18 protein-coding genes, 1 tRNA gene and 1 pseudogene are annotated in these 16,054 nt (G+C 54.0%); 9 read left to right on the forward strand and 11 right to left on the reverse strand.

Annotated features, from left to right (window positions below; genetic code table 11):
* Window positions 1-111: 111 nt before the first annotated feature.
* Genes ACR0NM_RS14235 through ACR0NM_RS14245 form a run of 3 tightly spaced genes read right to left on the reverse strand, consistent with a single transcriptional unit; the run spans window position 112 to window position 3,043 of the window.
* Window positions 112-1,188 (reverse strand): mechanosensitive ion channel family protein, encoded by a 1,077-nt coding sequence (locus tag ACR0NM_RS14235; protein WP_480615320.1) that lies wholly within the window; start codon window positions 1,186-1,188, stop codon window positions 112-114.
* Complete coding sequence (locus ACR0NM_RS14240) at window positions 1,140-1,724, reverse strand: hypothetical protein (protein WP_480615322.1); 585 nt, start codon at window positions 1,722-1,724, stop codon at window positions 1,140-1,142. Before ACR0NM_RS14240 ends, ACR0NM_RS14235 begins: the two co-directional genes overlap by 49 nt.
* A complete protein-coding gene (locus ACR0NM_RS14245; protein WP_170567857.1) occupies window positions 1,721-3,043 on the reverse strand; it encodes a mechanosensitive ion channel family protein in 1,323 nt (440 codons plus the stop codon). Before ACR0NM_RS14245 ends, ACR0NM_RS14240 begins: the two co-directional genes overlap by 4 nt.
* Window positions 3,044-4,001: 958 nt before the next feature.
* Here ACR0NM_RS14245 and ACR0NM_RS14250 point away from each other — a divergent pair.
* Together ACR0NM_RS14250 and ACR0NM_RS14255 are read left to right on the forward strand one after the other, a co-directional pair.
* Window positions 4,002-4,154, forward strand: coding sequence for a hypothetical protein (locus ACR0NM_RS14250; RefSeq protein WP_170512778.1), 153 nt, complete (start codon window positions 4,002-4,004; stop codon window positions 4,152-4,154).
* A gap of 144 nt (window positions 4,155-4,298) precedes the next feature.
* Window positions 4,299-4,529: a hypothetical protein gene (locus tag ACR0NM_RS14255; protein ID WP_223117491.1), complete on the forward strand. Its 231-nt coding sequence runs from the start codon at window positions 4,299-4,301 to the stop codon at window positions 4,527-4,529.
* 431 nt (window positions 4,530-4,960) lie between these two features.
* Here ACR0NM_RS14255 and ACR0NM_RS14260 read toward each other — a convergent pair.
* The 5 genes and pseudogenes from ACR0NM_RS14260 to ACR0NM_RS14280 form a co-directional block, all read right to left on the reverse strand.
* Window positions 4,961-5,137: pseudogene (locus ACR0NM_RS14260) on the reverse strand (integrase); the annotation flags it as partial.
* Window positions 5,138-5,193: 56 nt separating this feature from the next.
* Window positions 5,194-5,970: a nuclease-related domain-containing protein gene (locus ACR0NM_RS14265; RefSeq protein WP_223117493.1), complete on the reverse strand. Its 777-nt coding sequence runs from the start codon at window positions 5,968-5,970 to the stop codon at window positions 5,194-5,196.
* Window positions 5,971-6,204: 234 nt separating this feature from the next.
* A complete protein-coding gene (locus ACR0NM_RS14270; protein WP_223118243.1) occupies window positions 6,205-6,423 on the reverse strand; it encodes a helix-turn-helix domain-containing protein in 219 nt (72 codons plus the stop codon).
* Between the two features lie 282 nt (window positions 6,424-6,705).
* A tRNA-Ala gene (locus ACR0NM_RS14275) sits at window positions 6,706-6,781 on the reverse strand.
* A gap of 137 nt (window positions 6,782-6,918) precedes the next feature.
* On the reverse strand, window positions 6,919-7,242 hold the full coding sequence (locus ACR0NM_RS14280) for a TIGR02300 family protein (protein WP_170402007.1): 324 nt from the start codon (window positions 7,240-7,242) through the stop codon (window positions 6,919-6,921).
* A 100-nt stretch (window positions 7,243-7,342) separates the two neighbouring features.
* Between ACR0NM_RS14280 and ACR0NM_RS14285 the strand changes: the two genes are divergently transcribed.
* From ACR0NM_RS14285 to ACR0NM_RS14295, 3 genes are all read left to right on the forward strand, one after another.
* Window positions 7,343-8,035 carry a M48 family metallopeptidase gene (locus ACR0NM_RS14285; RefSeq protein WP_480615325.1) on the forward strand — a complete coding sequence of 231 codons (693 nt, stop codon included), beginning with the start codon at window positions 7,343-7,345 and terminating at the stop codon, window positions 8,033-8,035.
* A 30-nt stretch (window positions 8,036-8,065) separates the two neighbouring features.
* A complete protein-coding gene (locus tag ACR0NM_RS14290) occupies window positions 8,066-8,713 on the forward strand; it encodes a GntR family transcriptional regulator (RefSeq protein WP_170395556.1) in 648 nt (215 codons plus the stop codon).
* 111 nt (window positions 8,714-8,824) lie between these two features.
* Window positions 8,825-9,955 (forward strand): lytic murein transglycosylase, encoded by a 1,131-nt coding sequence (locus ACR0NM_RS14295; protein WP_480615327.1) that lies wholly within the window; start codon window positions 8,825-8,827, stop codon window positions 9,953-9,955.
* 4 nt (window positions 9,956-9,959) lie between these two features.
* On the opposite strand, the gene ACR0NM_RS14300 is transcribed toward ACR0NM_RS14295, so the two are convergent.
* On the reverse strand, window positions 9,960-10,922 hold the full coding sequence (locus ACR0NM_RS14300; protein WP_170395560.1) for an acetyl-CoA carboxylase carboxyltransferase subunit alpha: 963 nt from the start codon (window positions 10,920-10,922) through the stop codon (window positions 9,960-9,962).
* Between the two features lie 121 nt (window positions 10,923-11,043).
* Between ACR0NM_RS14300 and ACR0NM_RS14305 the strand changes: the two genes are divergently transcribed.
* A complete protein-coding gene (locus ACR0NM_RS14305; protein WP_480615329.1) occupies window positions 11,044-11,877 on the forward strand; it encodes an AraC family transcriptional regulator in 834 nt (277 codons plus the stop codon).
* 1 nt (window position 11,878) lies between these two features.
* On the opposite strand, the gene ACR0NM_RS14310 is transcribed toward ACR0NM_RS14305, so the two are convergent.
* The gene (locus ACR0NM_RS14310) at window positions 11,879-12,475 is read right to left on the reverse strand and encodes a LysE family translocator (protein ID WP_170663985.1); all 597 of its coding nucleotides are present in this window, start codon (window positions 12,473-12,475) and stop codon (window positions 11,879-11,881) included.
* 72 nt (window positions 12,476-12,547) lie between these two features.
* On the opposite strand from ACR0NM_RS14310, the gene ACR0NM_RS14315 reads away from it, so the two are divergent.
* Window positions 12,548-13,000, forward strand: a complete 453-nt coding sequence (locus tag ACR0NM_RS14315; protein WP_170733525.1) for an Lrp/AsnC family transcriptional regulator — start codon at window positions 12,548-12,550, stop codon at window positions 12,998-13,000.
* Window positions 13,001-13,118: 118 nt separating this feature from the next.
* Window positions 13,119-13,697 (forward strand): PA14 domain-containing protein, encoded by a 579-nt coding sequence (locus tag ACR0NM_RS14320; protein ID WP_480615332.1) that lies wholly within the window; start codon window positions 13,119-13,121, stop codon window positions 13,695-13,697.
* 39 nt (window positions 13,698-13,736) lie between these two features.
* Here ACR0NM_RS14320 and ACR0NM_RS14325 read toward each other — a convergent pair whose 3' ends face one another.
* Window positions 13,737-14,699, reverse strand: a complete 963-nt coding sequence (locus ACR0NM_RS14325) for an L-malyl-CoA/beta-methylmalyl-CoA lyase (RefSeq protein ID WP_480592349.1) — start codon at window positions 14,697-14,699, stop codon at window positions 13,737-13,739.
* A 295-nt stretch (window positions 14,700-14,994) separates the two neighbouring features.
* Between ACR0NM_RS14325 and dgcN the strand changes: the two genes are divergently transcribed.
* On the forward strand, window positions 14,995-15,996 hold the full coding sequence (dgcN, locus tag ACR0NM_RS14330; RefSeq protein WP_480592351.1) for an N-acetyltransferase DgcN: 1,002 nt from the start codon (window positions 14,995-14,997) through the stop codon (window positions 15,994-15,996).
* Window positions 15,997-16,054 lie beyond the last annotated feature (58 nt).

Genomic DNA, 16,054 nt, shown 5'->3' on the forward strand with positions numbered 1-16,054 from the left:
CAAGTCCCTAATGGTCGGATCTGTGGACTGCGGAGACATGGCTACTCAATGACATATTTATGCAATACGAAGCTTAAGCACTGACACTGATAACCTATAGCTGAATGCAGTTTATTCAGCGTGATGAGCAAGCTTGCCGTCCCATTCCTCTGACGAAACTTTGGGTTCCGGCGGGTCCGCAATGTACGACGGTGTCATTATCTGTGTTCCGTTTTCATTAAACACATCGACAATGTTTTCGCGCAAATCGGACAAAATCTTAGGCAAGCGCGATCCGCGCGAAGTGTATGCGTTGATCTCATAATTGATTGCGTAGTCAGCCAGCTGCGTCCAAAGCACAAAAGATTCAGGGTTCTTTCTTAACCCTTGAGTACGATGAGCTGCCTCTATCAGCATCGCTTTGATTTTCTTTGGTGGCTCCTCGTATCCGATCCCTACTGTCGTGTGAACCAACAGCCCTCGACCATCCACTTTGCGCGAATAGTTTACGACTTCGGAGTTGAGCAGCTGTGCATTTGGAATGCTAATCATCTCGTTCTTTATCGACTTAATGAGTGTTTCCATCAGTTTGATCTCGGTTACATCCCCAATCTTGTCGCCAACCTGAATTCGATCACCGACATTGGTACTGCGTCTATAGATGACAAACAGACCGGCCATCATATTCGAGACGACTGTGTTCGACCCTAACGATACCATGATACCGGCAAGGATAGTCAGGCCTTGGAAGGCTCGAGAGTCAGATCCGGGAATATAAGGGTAGGCAAACACCAGCGCGATAACAATCAGCAAAGCCCTGCACAGCATTTTTGTTGGTGCAATCCAATGATCTTCAAAATCTTTCAGTTGGAACGCGCCGCTCTCGACGTTGTCGAAAAAAAGATCGAGGCCTCGAACTCCCAACCGTGTCACAGCTGCAATGATTGCGAGCATGATCAAGTTGGGGATATATTCAACAATTGCCAAAACGACGGTTACGAGCGGCTCGCTGACATACTTCAAGAGGATCTGGGCAATGCCCTGGGTCTCGGCAAAGGAGAGCAGCACCAATGAAAGGTAGTAGTAGAAAAAGAACAGAAACAGGACCCACATCAATATGTGTATTGAATAGACGATAATCGACGCGATTGCCCTGCTTCTCAAGAGCGATTTCGTGGCTTCTTCAACACCTTCAGCTCTCTTTTCCAAGATGTTTCTAAGTAGTCTAATAACATTTGCCGTTTCGCAAAAAACGCATAAGAAGTGAGGGCAAAGACTGCTGTCCAAACAAAGGCAGCCATCGCACTATCTACTCGGCCCTCATTGGACCGAGCATCTCGGTATTGAAGGATTGCAGTCTCAATCGCTTCGGACTGAAGCCCAGCTAGAACTTCAATAACCATTTGTTCGTGCTCAGCATCAGCTTGGGTGGTGATCGTAACCATCTGCCCGTCAACGCGTATCATTTTCCCAAATTCGGCGTCCGAAATCTCAAGCTGTACTGAAGCTTTCGTGGATGCATTGGCGACTTGAGCGATCCGCTCCTCAATTTTTCTCGCTCGTTCGGTTGCGGGCAGCGCACTTGAACCGCGAACCACGAACAATTCTTCGCCATCCACTATCACTGGCGCAATAAACTCGGGATCTTCTCTCTCTTCAGCCGGAGCGAGGATTTCTTCAGACTGAGCAAGCGCAACAGTGCAGGAAAATAGAAGAGGCAGTAACCATAGCGTAAGGGCCCTCATGATTTTGCTCCTTCTGCGGGAATAATATGCACATCGCGTTGCGGGAACGGTATAGATATGCCTTCTTTGTCAAACCGCTCTTTTGCTTGACCGGTCAGGTCCCAATAAACGGTCCAATAGTCATCAGACTTGGACCATGGACGGCAGAAGATGTTGACGGAGTTGTCTCCCAACTCACCCACGAAAATTTCTGGTTCTGGTGCCTTCAGACAAAGCTGGTGATGCGCAACCAAGTCTTTGAGCACTTCAATTGCTTGGGCAGCGTTGTCCGAATAGGCGATGCCAAAGACCAGATCGACCCGACGTTCTTCGGATGCACTTACATTGGTAATGACATCCCCCCAAATCTTGCTGTTGGGAACTATAATAATCTGGTTGTCGAATGTTCTGATCTTGGTTGAAACCACCGACATCTCATCCACAAACCCAGATGAACCGCCCACTTGGATATAGTCGCCAGTGTCGAATGGCTTGAGGACCATGATCATCAGACCGCTTGCGAGGTTTCCTAGCGTTTCCTGCAATGCGAAACCTAGGATGAACGACAAACCACCGAGCACGGCAAAAAGCGGTGTGACGTTAACTCCGAACAAAGCTAAAACGACGAGTATACCAAGGACGAAAACGGCCCAGTATACGGCGGTGGCAATGAAGCGTTTCAGCATTCTGGAGATAGTTGGAATTTTGTTCAGACCCCGTTCAGTGACCCGGCGCACCATCCGAGCAATGAACATCATGGCCCAAACTGCCAACAAAACACCCAGACCGGCCATCAGCAGGCCTACGCCCCCATCCCACGAGAACAACCAGGCCCAAGCGTTCTGAAAAAGCGTTTGAAGGTCGGTAGTTTTTAGGGCTCCCGTTTTCAACGCGAGAATATAGTCAGAATGCGGTTCTAGATCTTCCGCCTTCGCGCCTTTCAGGGCCCATGCTTCGAGTACCAGACGATAGTTGTTGAGAGTTTCTGATCCAGAGTCGTTCAAAGAGGACAACTGAGACCGCAAGTTGTCTTCCCGAGCTCCGCTCGCCGACCGAAGTTGCAAGTTTACTTGCGCGACTTCTTCGAGCCGAGAGCGCACATAACTCTGCCAAGTACCAGCGACTTGGGAAAGCTCTTCCGCGGTTAGGGGAACAAGTAGGATCTCGAGATCGTCAGCCGCAATCATCTCATCAACGACTGCATTTTTTAGATCGTCATTCTCGACTTCCACAGCCTCTTGGTCGGCCTCAGTCTCTTGCGCGCCGGCAGGAAAAGCACTCGCTAATGCCGTGAACCAAATGAATGACCAAATCTTCAACGTTCTCAGTGCTCGTCTCATCTGTCTGTCCCTTACTTCTTTAACGGTCGAAGAGAGCACACACAGATGCAACAAATCCAGACTTATGTTTATGTTTGAATATTTCCTTGTGACGAACCCCACGGATTTTTGGGTCGCCGTAGATATAGAGAACCTCTCAAATTCGCGGAACCATAGATCTGCGAATGAAACAGAAATTTCCCAAAGGGGTCATAGACTTGCCGTGCACGTAGAATTGGGAGCCTTTTCCATTAGACCCATTAAACCGAGAATAACGGCCTCCTGGCGACACCACTCACTTGCGTCTCCAGGAGGCAACCAGACAAGTCTGGCGAATGCGCGAGCAACAGAGGTAACACAAATTCGCCACGCATTCGAATACTTGAATCTAAAATACAACAAATCAAGTAATTTTACGCGCGCCAAAAAGTTTGCTCTCGCGTGCATGAGAAATACTTGTTTATTCCAGCTTACACGTCCGCTTCAGAAAACGTGGCGGCGCTGTGCAGATGGCGGGTGACGAACTTTGACTGTAGCGAACAGAATTTGCGCTCATGCCAACTTGGTTGACTAACAGCGGCCAACCACACATTCGACTTAGTCTGGCCAGTCCCATGGTCAGACTAAATCCCCGCGTTGCCCATCATCCCAGATAGAGGTGACGCGGGGAACTTTGATCCATCTTTCAATTAGTACCGTAACACCAACACCCCAAAACTACAGCCCGCGTTGTTCACCTGGTTTCCCTCCGAACGATGCGGGTTTTTTTGGGGGATGGGGATATAATGAGTTTCCATTTTGCAGAGCGACCGACTGGACCCTCTACTTCTGATTTGGTCGATGGCGCAAGTGTTGGCCTCATTACCACCTGCTTTTCAAACCATTCGAAAGGACGCAGCCATTCATTTTAGTTTGAAGATTCGCGTTTTCGGTTTTCCCTCACATCTTCATTCTGCAATATTATAATGGGATTGTTCCTATGAAAACGACAACTAAGACCCTTGTTGCCGCTGCCGTTCTTGCATGCGGAGCAACCGTAGGACATGCTAAGGACAAAAATATTCTGCCAAAAGACAACGCAGAGTTCGTAAACTATGGCGAGGAATCCGGCTGGAATATGTTTGTGGATTAGAGCCGAAATACTTGCCTGATCGAACGGGTGGATGAAAATACCAACGTTGTTCAAATGGGTCTGACCCCAGACAAAGATTTTGGCTACATGGGTGTTTTTACAAAGGCAGACATCGAATTTGAGGATGATAAAGTCTAGCTGCTCATGGACAACAAATTATACTATGGCGATACAACAGCGGCGCCACCTAATTTGGCGGACGGGTACAAAGGCGGTTATCTCATTGCCAACAATCCCGACTTCGTCACAGACGTGATGGAGCGCGAAACCATGATTGTAATGCCACAGTCTATTTTTGCCTTCGAATTAAGCCTTGCTGGCACCAAGAAGGCAATTGAAGCGGCGCGTGAGTGCAATGCTTCTCTGACCAACTGATCGGTGTCGATACTTCAAGGCCGTCCACTTTGTGGGCGGCTTCGTTTGTGACTGCGCGAACCCTGTGTATCGAGGAAGCCTATAATCGATTTCAGGCTTCAATTTCGATCAACTCTGTTTTGTAACTTAGATAGTTTGTCCCTTTGTTCCAAAATAACTTCTTAGAGGCGCAAAAATACGTCCGCTTCGGGCTCGAAGGGGACGTTCGCCTCACTTTACATGAGTGACTGCTTACCTCCCCAAGCACTCACATGGGAGTGAGCGATGACGCCCCAGTTACTGACCTGAGCCCGATGATCCTTGCGGGAGATTCAACTCAATCGACGACGATGGTGACGCTCGTCTCGGCTCGAAAGTCCGGTGGAAAGTCATCACTTATGCGACAATTGCCAATCACGAAATGCGGACGACTCTTGCTGCTCGCTCAATCTTCAAACGTCGATCTTTTCTGCGATATTCAGCGCGTCTTCCAATCCAACGCCAAGATATCGAACTGTGCTGTCAACCTTGGTGTGGCCAAGCAAAAGCTGCACCGCGCGTAGATTACCTGTTTTCCGGTAGATCAGTGCCGCTTTTGTGCATCTCAGCGAATGCGTGCCGTATTTGCTCAATTGAGGGAGGGCTTAAGCTGAACCGAAAAACGGACAGCATTTTCTCCAACCTTCTAAGTAGCCTTTCGTGTTCCCCGGCACTTGGGAAATTCCACGCACCCAAAGAAAGCACTACCCGATTTCCTGTTAGTGCGTTTGACCATATTAGCGCCGCATCTCGGGCAAGATGTTCGGCCTATTCGCCCGCTAGGCCTGTCTGTCGAGCTTTTTACTTTGGAAGCAGCCATCCTCTCCAGGTTTTTCAGGTGTTCTTTCTTCGTCTCCCTGCTGTTTTCCAATGCTATGTTGCGTAGTTTCGCTACGTACGCGGTCACTTGTACGTCCGAGAGTGCAATCTTCTTCTCGACTGCAATTAGCCTTCCGAGGTCTTGCAGTCCCCAAGCGACGCTTTCTGGCATCGCCGTTTTTGGTCGGGCCGAGCCCGTAAACACCACAAAGTTGTGTAAAAGACTTTCCTCAATACCCAAGATGACTTGGACGGCCTTCACGTGGGCATAGTTCTGCCGAAGCGGATTTTGAAAACTGCGGCGCTTGCCGCCTTTTAGCACTTGGGTCCAACTACGTTGGTCGGAACTGCCAAAAATCCAACCGGACATGTTCTTTGTCTCAACAACAAAGATGCCATAGCGAGAGATCAGGAGATGGTCGATCTGAGTAGTGCCACCGGCTACGGGAAGCGTTAAATCGGACAAGACCTGATAGTCTTTTTCGTTCAATACTGATGTGAGTGCTGAATGCACCCGACGTTCACCTCTGGCGCCTTTTCTTTCAGGTGTATTGTAACTTGCTTCAAGTGCCCAAAAAGCGGATTTCAACAGGAATTTTAGCATAACAATTCAAACCATTCCTTTGTTGAAGCTGATCTAACGCTGCACTGCTGTGCACCAGGCTCAGAATTTGAATGGACATTTTGTTACTTGGGTTTTTTGAAGTGCGACCGCTTGTTAGCGGGCGCCAAAAGGTTGTTAGATTATGACAAATCTGGTGCACCTTAAGTGCAAAGAAGATAGATTGTTTTGAGCAATGCGCACCAAACAAGAGCCTTTATACATCTCGAAGAAAAGCTATTGTCGAGCACTAAGTATCCGATACACGGACGCCCGACCTATACCCAGCCTACGCGAGATTTCCGTAGCGCCGATCCCTTCACTTGCAAGAGCAATCACATCAACCGACTTTGCCTTTGCCGTAGGTTTGCGACCCTTGTACTTACGCGTCTTTGCCTTATCTAGTACTACCGCAAAGTACTTATACACCTGTGTGCGCAGTTCGCCGTGGTTCATGCCCGATGCTTCTATGTGCTTTGTTATTGTGTCGCCGCACACTGCAAGACGCCGTGCCAGAGTACCAGCCTCTTTAGGGCATCTTGTGCGCTACGACACCCGAAGGGTCCTACGTTTAGTGTTTGGTCTAGTGCAGTGTTTTCGTGTCGTGTCGGGTATTGGCCAACGGAAGTAATATATGCCGTGTCTGGACAGAGAGAGATATGCATGCAGCTTCATTTTGTGTCACACCTGTGTGTCACACCGCTCTAATGCTTGCTATCTAGTTGTATTGTTAGGTTTTGGTGGAGCCTAGGGGAGTCGAACCCCTGACCTCTTGCATGCCATGCAAGCGCTCTCCCAACTGAGCTAAGGCCCCATAAAGGTACCGTCGTAACGGTGGACGGACGTTTATGAGACGCCGTCGATGAGTGCAAGTCCTAAAATCGGAATCCGCAAAAAATTCAGACCGACCTCGCAGGCCGGGTCGAGGCGGCGGGGCCGCCTCGGGATCCATCAGTTTTCGTCTTCTGACGACATGTCCTTTATATCGTCTAGTGAAACGTTGTCGCCGTCGTCATCGTCGTCCAGCAGATCGTCATCCAATTCGACATCGACATTATCGTCATCATCCAAAACGATGTCTTCGTCCGACGACGCTTCGCGCGCCTTGACCGATGCGGCATCTTCAGCATCCGCGGCGATCATCCGGCTTTTTCCGGTATCCAGCTCCACGACCTCGCCCGTATAGGGGCTGACGATCGGGTCCTTGTTCAGGTCGTAAAACCGTTTGCCGGTTGTCGGGCAGACACGCTTTACGCCCCATTCTTCCTTGGGCATATCAAATCCCCTTGATATCAGGTGAATCTCATCAATGATTCAGGTCACCTGCCACATGCGGCAGGCACTGTCAAAGCCTTTGCGCAAAGGAGGCCCACCCATGGGGCGACACGCATTGCCCGGAACACCTCCGGTGCCGCTGACACTGCGCAGATCGGCGCGCGCACGGCGGATCAGTTTGCGAATTTCCCAATTGGATGGACGGGTTACGCTGACCTACCCGACAGGGGTGGCTGAAGCCGAAGCGCTGAATTTCGCACAGCAGAAAGAGGGCTGGATCCGCGGGCACCTGCAGGATCGACCCAGCATTGAAGCAGTTGGCGTAGGGCAGTTCATTCCGATCGAGGGTACGGCGCGGCGAATCGTTCCTGCATCGGGGCGGAGGGTCTTGCTGAGTGGCGATGCGATCGGGGTTCCGCCCGGTGCCGAAGCACGGCGACTAGCGCGGTTTCTAAAAGAGCTTGCCCGCGATCGTCTGACCGGTGCGTGCGATGATTACGCGGCGATGCTGGGGCGGTCGTACAGTAGCCTTACTTTGCGCGATACGCGTTCGCGCTGGGGGTCGTGCAGTTCTGCGGGCGGGTTGATGTTCTCGTGGCGGTTGATCCTCGCCCCGACAGAGGTTCTCCATTATGTGGCCGCGCATGAAGTGGCGCATCTTGCCGAAATGAACCACTCACCTGCGTTCTGGGCGCAGGTCGAGCGTATTTTTGGCCCTTACAAAGAACCACGCCGCTGGCTGCGAGACAACGGGGCTGAACTGCACAGATATCGCTTCGACTCCGTCGCTTGACCTCAGCGCGATTTGTGATCACATAAACTCATGTTAACCTCACGCCCCGCCGAGTCTCATACGGCAACCCATGATCGCGTTTATCGCGCCCTCAGATCCCGCATCATGCATGGAGAGATTGCCCCGGGGCAGGCGTTGACGCTGCGCGGGATTGGCAAGGAATTCGGTGTGTCGATGACTCCCGCGCGCGAGGCGGTGCGACGTCTGGCGGCAGAAGGTGCTTTGTTCCTGTCCACCTCCGGTCGGGTATCAACGCCGGAACTCACGCGCGATCGGATCGAAGAGCTGGCGGCGCTGCGCGCGCTGCTTGAGGTTGAACTGGCCAGCCGGGCCCTGCCGCGCGCGCATATGGCGCTGATTGACCGGTTGCAAAGCATCAACATGGCAGTAGCCGAGATGGTCACGAAACGCGATGCAGTGGGATATATCCGTGCAAATCTGGAATTTCACCGCACGCTGTATCTACGCGCGCAGGCCCCCGCGATGCTTGCCATGGCCGAAACCGTCTGGCTGCAACTGGGTCCAACGATGCGTGCGCTATATGGTCGGTTGCGGAGGACCGAGCCACCGCACTACCATCGCCTGATCATCGCTGCGCTCAAGGCCGGGGATGAGCCCGGTTTGCGACTTGCTGTACGTTCGGATGTGACACAGGGGTTGCGGCTGCTTGTGACCTGAGCGGCTTGTTGCCTATCTCTCTGTTCAGGTGATTTCGAATGTCGCTTTGCTGGCCTGAGCGACAGGGCTGCGCTATCCTGAGCGCAAATCACAACAAGAGCAGATTTAATCATGATTAATCGACGAATGTTCTCCTTCGGGCTTGGGTCAACCCTGTTGGCGGCCTGTTCCACAGGCACCGCACCCAACACTGCTCCGGCTTCGCGGATGCGTGCTGTTCCGAACGCCGGATGGGATGCCTGGGTGGCCAGTTTCAAAAACCGGGCAGCGTCTCAGGGCATTTCGCAGACGACCCTTAACCGCGCGTTTCAAGGCGCAGGATATCTGCCCGAAGTGATCGAACGCGATCGCAATCAGGTCGAATTCAAACGCTCGCTTGAGGATTATCTGGCCATTGCCGCGTCGGACGAGCGGATCAGCACCGGCAAACAAATGCTTGTGCGGCATGCAGGAACCCTGTCGCAGATCGAAGCCCAATACGGTGTCGACAAAGAGGTCGTCGTGGCTGTTTGGGGCCTAGAAAGCCGCTATGGCGCACGGCGGGGCGATGTGCCGGTGATCTCGGCAACGTCGACTCTGGCCTATGACGGGCGGCGCGGAGCGTTTTTTGAGAAGCAACTGGTGGCGGCGCTAAAGATAATTCAAGAGGGCGATACGACCCCGGCTAACATGACCGGCAGCTGGGCCGGAGCGATGGGCCACACACAGTTCATTCCGACATCTTACCTTGCTTATGCGGTCGATTTCACCGGCGACGGGCGGCGCGATATCTGGTCCGATGACCCAGCAGATTCACTTGCGTCAACGGCTGCTTATCTGGCACGTGCCGGTTGGGTGCGAGGGCAGCCTTGGGGCGGTGAAGTCGGCACGGTTTCGGGCACGCCGGCGGCAGTGCTGCAACCGCAGACGCCCGGCCCACGTATTGCTGTGTTCCGCAATTTTCAGGTGATCAAGCGCTACAACAATTCGGACAGCTACGCGATCGGCGTAGGTCATCTTTCTGATCGCATTGCTGGCGGCGCGCCGTTCCAAGCGTCATTCGGGCCGGATGCGACCGGTTTGACGCTGGAGGATCGTAAAGAACTGCAGCGCCGCCTGACATCCGCGGGCTATGACACACAAGGCGCAGATGGTGTTATCGGCAAGAATACTGAGGCGGCAATTAGCGCCTACCAGCGCGCCAACGGGTTGTCCGTGACTGGCCAGCCTTCGGTGGCTCTGTTGCAGCGGTTGGGTGGCTGACGGGTTAAGCCGCCAGCCCTTTCGAACCGATATCCAGGAACTTCTGACGGCGGTCCTTGATCAGGGCTGCCGCGTCTTTCCCATCAAGCTCTTCCAGCATCGAGGCAATTGCAGACCGCACGGCTTCGACCGCCGCCGGGCGGTTGCGATGTGCACCGCCCTTGGGCTCGGTGATGATGTGGTCACAAACGCCCAGCTTGTGCAGATCCTGAGCGGTAAGGCGCAACGCCTCGGCGGCCTCGCGCATCTTCTCGGCATCTTTCCACAGGATCGACGCGCAGCCTTCGGGCGAAATCACCGAGTAGACCGAATGCTCCAACATCGCTACGCGGTTCGCAGTCGCAAAGGCGACCGCGCCACCCGAACCACCTTCGCCGATGATTACGGACACCAAAGGAACGCCAATCTTTAGGCACATCTCGGTTGAGCGCGCGATCGCCTCGGACTGGCCACGTTCTTCCGCCCCCTTGCCGGGATAGGCCCCAGCTGTATCGATCAAGGTGATTACCGGCAGGCCAAAGCGGCCTGCCATTTCCATCAGGCGTACAGCCTTGCGATAGCCCTCGGGGCGGGCCATGCCGAAATTGCGTTCAATCCGCGATTTGGTATCGCTACCTTTTTCGTGGCCAATCACCATGACGGGTTGATCGTTGAACCGCGCCAGACCGCCAATTACCGCCAGATCGTCGGCAAAGTTCCGGTCACCTGCCAGTGGGGTGAATTCGGTAAACAGCGCATCCACGTAATCGTTGCAGTGTGGACGTTCAGGATGACGCGCCACCTGACATTTCCGCCATGGGGTCAGATCGGCATACAGCTCGTCCAGAAGCTTGGCGGCCTTGGCATCCAGCGCGGCGGCCTCTTCCGTCACATCCATTTCTTCATTGGCACGGGCCAGCGCGCGCAGCTCTTCAGCTTTGCCTTCGATCTCGGCCAGCGGTTTTTCGAAATCCAGATACTGGGTCATGACGCCTCTCAACGCGGAAGTTCCCTGCTATATGACCAAAGGTGGTCCGGGATGCAACTCAGCAAGATTTGTGGTCGCGGAATATGCGACCACGGACGGGCAAAGAGAAGGAAGGATACCGATGGCCACCAGCTACGAAGATCGCGTGTTGCGCGTGTTGGCCTACATCCATGATCACCCCGCCGGGGATCTGTCGCTGGATGCTTTGGCCGAGGTCGCAGCCATGTCGCGGTTTCACTGGCATCGCGTGTTTCGCGCCATTACTGGCGAGACCTGCGCGCAGGCCACCCGTCGGATACGCCTGCACCGTGCCGCCTGCTGGCTGGTGCAAACAGACAGACCGGTTACGCGGATCGCGACCGACATTGGCTATCCGAACCAAAAATCCTTTGCGCGGGCCTTTTCCGAGGCCTACGGCAGCAGCCCCACCGCGTTTCGACGTGCGGGGCAAATACTGCCGGCCCATCCAATGTTCAAAACCGGAGGATATCCGATGCATCCCGTAACAACCCGAACCGAACCGTCCCGCCGAGTCATAGCGCTGCCACATAAAGGGGCGTATGCCGAGATTGGCCGCAGCTTTGAGGCCTTTGGTGCCCTGTGCGAATCCCGCAAACTGTGGCCGCAAGTCGGCCCGATGATCGGGCTGTATCTCGACAGTCCGGACGATGTGCCCGAGGATGAATTGCGCAGTTTTGCAGGTGCTGAATTCTGCGGTGATGATACGCCCGAGGGGATGGAAGACCTTGAAATTCCGGGTGGCAAAACAGCGGTGCTGACCTTCAAGGGACCTTATTCCGGCCTTCACGGCGCGTATCAGGCATTATTTGGCAATTGGTTGCCCGAGTCTGGCGAAGAACCTGCGGACCATCCGTGTTATGAGATCTATCTCAACGATCCACGAGAAACGGCCCCCGAGGATCTGTTGACAGAAATTTGCCTGCCGCTCAGGTAACCTAATTCGGCCACAGCACCGGATAGAGCGAGGCCACAAGCAGGGCCGCCATCGTCCAGTTGAAAACCAGCAATCGGTGCGGGTTCGTCAGGATTCGCGCCATTTGCTGTCCAAGAACCGTCCAGGTGCTGACCGAGGGCAGGTTGATGGCTCCGAACACCAGCGCGACCAGCAGAATCGCGTTGATCGTTTGGTCGGGCGCATAGGCGGCTGTCGCGGTCAACGCCATCGCCCAGGCTTTTGGGTTCACCCATTGGAACGCTGCAGCCTGCAGGAACGTCATCGGGGTGCCTGCAGCATCGGCACCTTTGGCGGGCGCTGCGTGGGCGATTTTCCAGGCCAGATACAGCAGATACAGAACCGACAGTACTTTTAACACGGTATGACTGATCGGATACCGGTCAAAGATCTGAACCAGACCCGCCCCCACCAGAAGCACCATAAAGGTAAAGCCCAAACCAATGCCCAGCATATGCGGGATTGTCCGGCGAAAGCCGAAATTCGCACCCGATGCCATCAGCATAAGGTTGTTAGGGCCTGGAGTGATTGACGAGACAAAAGCAAACGCGATCAGGGCCATCAGGATATCGTAGGTCATGGCTGCATTTTCTCGCTGAACCCGGCAAATGAAATTGCGTATTCGTGCGTTCTAAGGCTAATGTCGCAATAAATGGCGAAGATTGATCAGATCAACCAACAAATATTGCACGAACTTTCGCGCGATGGCCGCGTCAGCAACCTCGATCTTGCCGAGCGGGTGGGCCTGTCCCCATCCGCTTGCTTGCGCCGGGTGCAGGAGCTTGAGCGGGCAGGGGTCATTTCCGGCTACCGAGCGGTGCTGAACCCGGCGGCGCTGGGGGTGGGTTTCGTTGCCTATATCGGCGTTGGTTTGGGCGAGCACACAAAAGCGGCGCAGGAAGGGTTCGAAAGGGCCTTGCAACAAGCGCCCGAAGTGGTGGAATGTCACAATATCACGGGCACGATCGAATACCTGCTACGGGTCGAATGTGCCGATCTGCCTTCCTACAAAACCTTCCACACCGAGGTGCTGGGTACACTGCCGCATGTGACCTCGATCACCTCATATGTTGTGATGGGATCGCCCAAGGATATGCGTGCGTGACCATTAAAAAGTGATTTTTAACCATCTTGCGAGGTCAAAGTTCAGCGCCTAGTGTCATCTCAACAGGATCGTCGGCAGGGATTAACCCCGAAGCAGGCGCAAATTCAGGGAGTAGACCATGACATTTTTCCGCACCGGAGCGCTGGTGGCTGCCTTGGCAATGTTTGCCGGCGCTTCGACAGCAGCACCTTTGAAGTTACAGCCAGCTAGCCCTCAGCCCAGCCCAAAAGCCGGTTTGAACGTAAAATACAGTTGGGAAGGTAACCCGCCTCGCAAAATCCAGAACCTCTCGAAGGTCAATCATCTGCTGAAAAAGGCAAAGCCGGGTCAGCCCCTCCGAGGTTTGGACTACAGAGACACGAACGAAGGTGATCCTGTCCTGACCTACAATCAGGCGTTCAATGTTGCCGCGGAAATCAGCGGATATATCCGGTTTGATTCACCCGGAGTTTACGAGCTTGAGACCTGGTCGAACGATGGGATTGACGCCTGGGTCGGCGGTCAGCAGATTGGCTATGTCAACGGCCGTCAGGGCTGCGAAGCCAACCAACGCACCGAGGTCGAAGTGCCGCAGGCGGGTTGGTATCCAATCAAAATCAAGTATTTTCAGAAATACGGTACCTCGTGCCTGATGATGAAATCAGGAAAGAAGGGTGAGCGTTTCACATGGACACCAAACAATGTATTTGGACGCTGATCAGATCGATTAGGGCGCTCGGCTGAGCGCCCTTTTTTCTTAGTTACCCGCCGCGATCAATTCCGCCTGTGCCACAATTACCTCGGCCTGTTTGATTGAGGCGATATCGACCAAACGCCCTTTGTAGACAGTCGCGCCTTCACCGTTGGCTTTTGCCTCTTCCATGGCAGCCAGGATCTCGCGCGCTTCGGACACTGCTTCATCCGACGGTGTGAAGACCTGATTGGCCAATGCGATTTGCTTGGGGTGGATGGCCCATTTGCCGACCATCCCCAGTGTGGCAGACCGTTTGGCCTGCGCGATATAGCCCTCATCGTCTGAGAAATCGCCAAACGGGCCGTCGACAGGCAGCACGCCATGAGTCCTACAGGCGGCGACAATTGCGGCCTGCGCCCAGTGCCACGGATCGGACCAGTGCTTCTCACCCTCGCGCAGCATATAGTAGTTTTCCTGCGTACCCCCGATGCCGGTTGTTTGCATGCCCATTGAGGCTGCAAAATCTGCGGCACCAAGGCTCATGGCCTGCAGGCGCGGGGATGAGGCTGCGATTTCTTCGACATGCGCCAGTCCGGCGGCAGATTCGATGATCACTTCGAATGAAATTGGCTTGGTTCGGCCCTTGGCACGCTCGATTGCGGTAACCAGCGCGTCCACGGCATAGACATCGGCCGCGCAGCCTACCTTGGGGATCATGATCTGATCCAGACGGTCGCCTGCCTGTTCCAGCACATCAACCACGTCACGGTACCAATAGGGTGTATCCAGCCCATTGATCCGAACCGACATGTATTTATTGCCCCAATCGACTGTGTTCAGCGCCTCGATTACGTTAGCGCGAGCGGTATCCTTGTCGGAAGGAGCCACCGAATCTTCTAGATCCAGATTAATGACGTCTGCAGCTGATGCAGCCATCTTGGGAAATAGCTTGGTGTTCGAGCCCGGGCCAAACAGTTGGCAGCGATTGGGCCGGGCCGGAGCGGCAGGTTGGATGCGGAAGCTCATTTGGACCTCATGAGAGTAAGGAAATTGCGTTTAGGGTTGGTCATGGGATATTAAATTGCGCAATGCTGCGCAAGCGTGATTGTGCATATGCGGCAATGCGTATGCAGCATGATTGAAGATACTGGCAAAATGGGGTGCTTAAAGTTTGATCAGTTTAAAAACTTCGAACAATCTTGTGCAAGAAAGTCCAAATACGCAAAAACTTCCCGCTGTGGGCGGGCAGGCAAGAAGAATTTGAGAAACCCTCGTCAAAACGGTTCTCTAGCTTAAGCCAGAATCAAAGGAGTGCACCGCAATGATCGAGACACCGTACCTGTTGTTTTTGGGCGATGCGCCCGACTTGTTGGCGGCCAAAGTGGCCATTGGTATCCGCGACTGGCGTCCTGAGAATGCCGTGGGTCAAATAAGGCTGGATGGTTGCAAGACTGATTTGGGTCTTACCGAAATGACACTTGCCGAAGGTAAAGCTGCTGGTGCCAAGACTCTTGTCATTGGTGTTGCCAACCGAGGTGGGGTCATCAGTGAGGCCTGGAAAGAGGTTCTGATCGCAGCACTGGAGATGGGTTATGATCTGGCGTCGGGCCTGCACAACCTGCTGCGCGACGAAGGCGATCTGGTTGCTGCGGCACAGACTCACGGCTGCACATTGCACGACGTCCGTGTACCGACCGTAGGATATCCTATCGCAAACGGCCGCCAGCGTACTGGTAAGCGGTGCCTGGCCGTTGGAACCGACTGCTCTGCCGGCAAGATGTACACTGCGATGTCCATGGACGCTGAAATGCGCAAACGCGGCATGAAATCCACCTTCCGGGCCACCGGTCAGACCGGAATTCTGGTCACGGGTCAGGGCGTTCCGCTGGATGCGGTTATCGCCGATTTCATGGCGGGATCCGTTGAGTATTTGACACCGGACAACGATCCGGATCACTGGGATCACATCGAAGGGCAGGGCTCGTTGTTCCATGTGTCCTATTCTGGCGTGACCATGGCGCTGATTCATGGCGGTCAGCCCGACGCGCTGATCCTGTGCCACGAGCCGACCCGGACCCATATGCGAGGATTGCCTGAGTATTCGCTGCCGACGCTGGAGCAGTTGCGCGACACAGCGCTGCCGCTGGCGCGTGTTGCTAACCCGGAATGCCAGGTTGCGGGCGTGTCGATCAACACCCAGCATCTGAGCGAAGACGACGCACACGCATACATCGCCAAGGTTGAGACCGAGATGGGTATCCCAGCAACCGATCCTTACCGGTTTGGTGCCGGTAAACTGGTGGATGCGCTGGCCGCACTGTGATCTAAGCAGGTTGCCGATCGCCCCTTGCTGTCGGCAACAGACACCACTTTCGATGAAA

The sequence above is a fragment of the Ruegeria sp. AF2 genome (assembly GCF_056542025.1).

What these genes read in the sequence shown, in the direction of transcription:
- ACR0NM_RS14240 (WP_480615322.1), bottom strand. Translation starts at nt 1,724, where the DNA reads ATGAGGGCCCTTACGCTATGGTTACTGCCTCTTCTATTTTCCTGCACT.
- ACR0NM_RS14315 (WP_170733525.1), top strand. Translation starts at nt 12,548, where the DNA reads ATGGCGAAGATTGATCAGATCAACCAACAAATATTGCACGAACTTTCG.
- dgcN (WP_480592351.1), top strand. Translation starts at nt 14,995, where the DNA reads ATGATCGAGACACCGTACCTGTTGTTTTTGGGCGATGCGCCCGACTTG.
- ACR0NM_RS14280 (WP_170402007.1), bottom strand. Translation starts at nt 7,242, where the DNA reads ATGCCCAAGGAAGAATGGGGCGTAAAGCGTGTCTGCCCGACAACCGGC.
- ACR0NM_RS14320 (WP_480615332.1), top strand. Translation starts at nt 13,119, where the DNA reads ATGACATTTTTCCGCACCGGAGCGCTGGTGGCTGCCTTGGCAATGTTT.
- ACR0NM_RS14325 (WP_480592349.1), bottom strand. Translation starts at nt 14,699, where the DNA reads ATGAGCTTCCGCATCCAACCTGCCGCTCCGGCCCGGCCCAATCGCTGC.
- ACR0NM_RS14290 (WP_170395556.1), top strand. Translation starts at nt 8,066, where the DNA reads ATGTTAACCTCACGCCCCGCCGAGTCTCATACGGCAACCCATGATCGC.
- ACR0NM_RS14295 (WP_480615327.1), top strand. Translation starts at nt 8,825, where the DNA reads ATGATTAATCGACGAATGTTCTCCTTCGGGCTTGGGTCAACCCTGTTG.
- ACR0NM_RS14250 (WP_170512778.1), top strand. Translation starts at nt 4,002, where the DNA reads ATGAAAACGACAACTAAGACCCTTGTTGCCGCTGCCGTTCTTGCATGC.
- ACR0NM_RS14285 (WP_480615325.1), top strand. Translation starts at nt 7,343, where the DNA reads ATGGGGCGACACGCATTGCCCGGAACACCTCCGGTGCCGCTGACACTG.
- ACR0NM_RS14270 (WP_223118243.1), bottom strand. Translation starts at nt 6,423, where the DNA reads ATGAACCACGGCGAACTGCGCACACAGGTGTATAAGTACTTTGCGGTA.
- ACR0NM_RS14255 (WP_223117491.1), top strand. Translation starts at nt 4,299, where the DNA reads ATGGACAACAAATTATACTATGGCGATACAACAGCGGCGCCACCTAAT.
- ACR0NM_RS14310 (WP_170663985.1), bottom strand. Translation starts at nt 12,475, where the DNA reads ATGACCTACGATATCCTGATGGCCCTGATCGCGTTTGCTTTTGTCTCG.
- ACR0NM_RS14265 (WP_223117493.1), bottom strand. Translation starts at nt 5,970, where the DNA reads ATGCTAAAATTCCTGTTGAAATCCGCTTTTTGGGCACTTGAAGCAAGT.
- ACR0NM_RS14305 (WP_480615329.1), top strand. Translation starts at nt 11,044, where the DNA reads ATGGCCACCAGCTACGAAGATCGCGTGTTGCGCGTGTTGGCCTACATC.
- ACR0NM_RS14300 (WP_170395560.1), bottom strand. Translation starts at nt 10,922, where the DNA reads ATGACCCAGTATCTGGATTTCGAAAAACCGCTGGCCGAGATCGAAGGC.
- ACR0NM_RS14245 (WP_170567857.1), bottom strand. Translation starts at nt 3,043, where the DNA reads ATGAGACGAGCACTGAGAACGTTGAAGATTTGGTCATTCATTTGGTTC.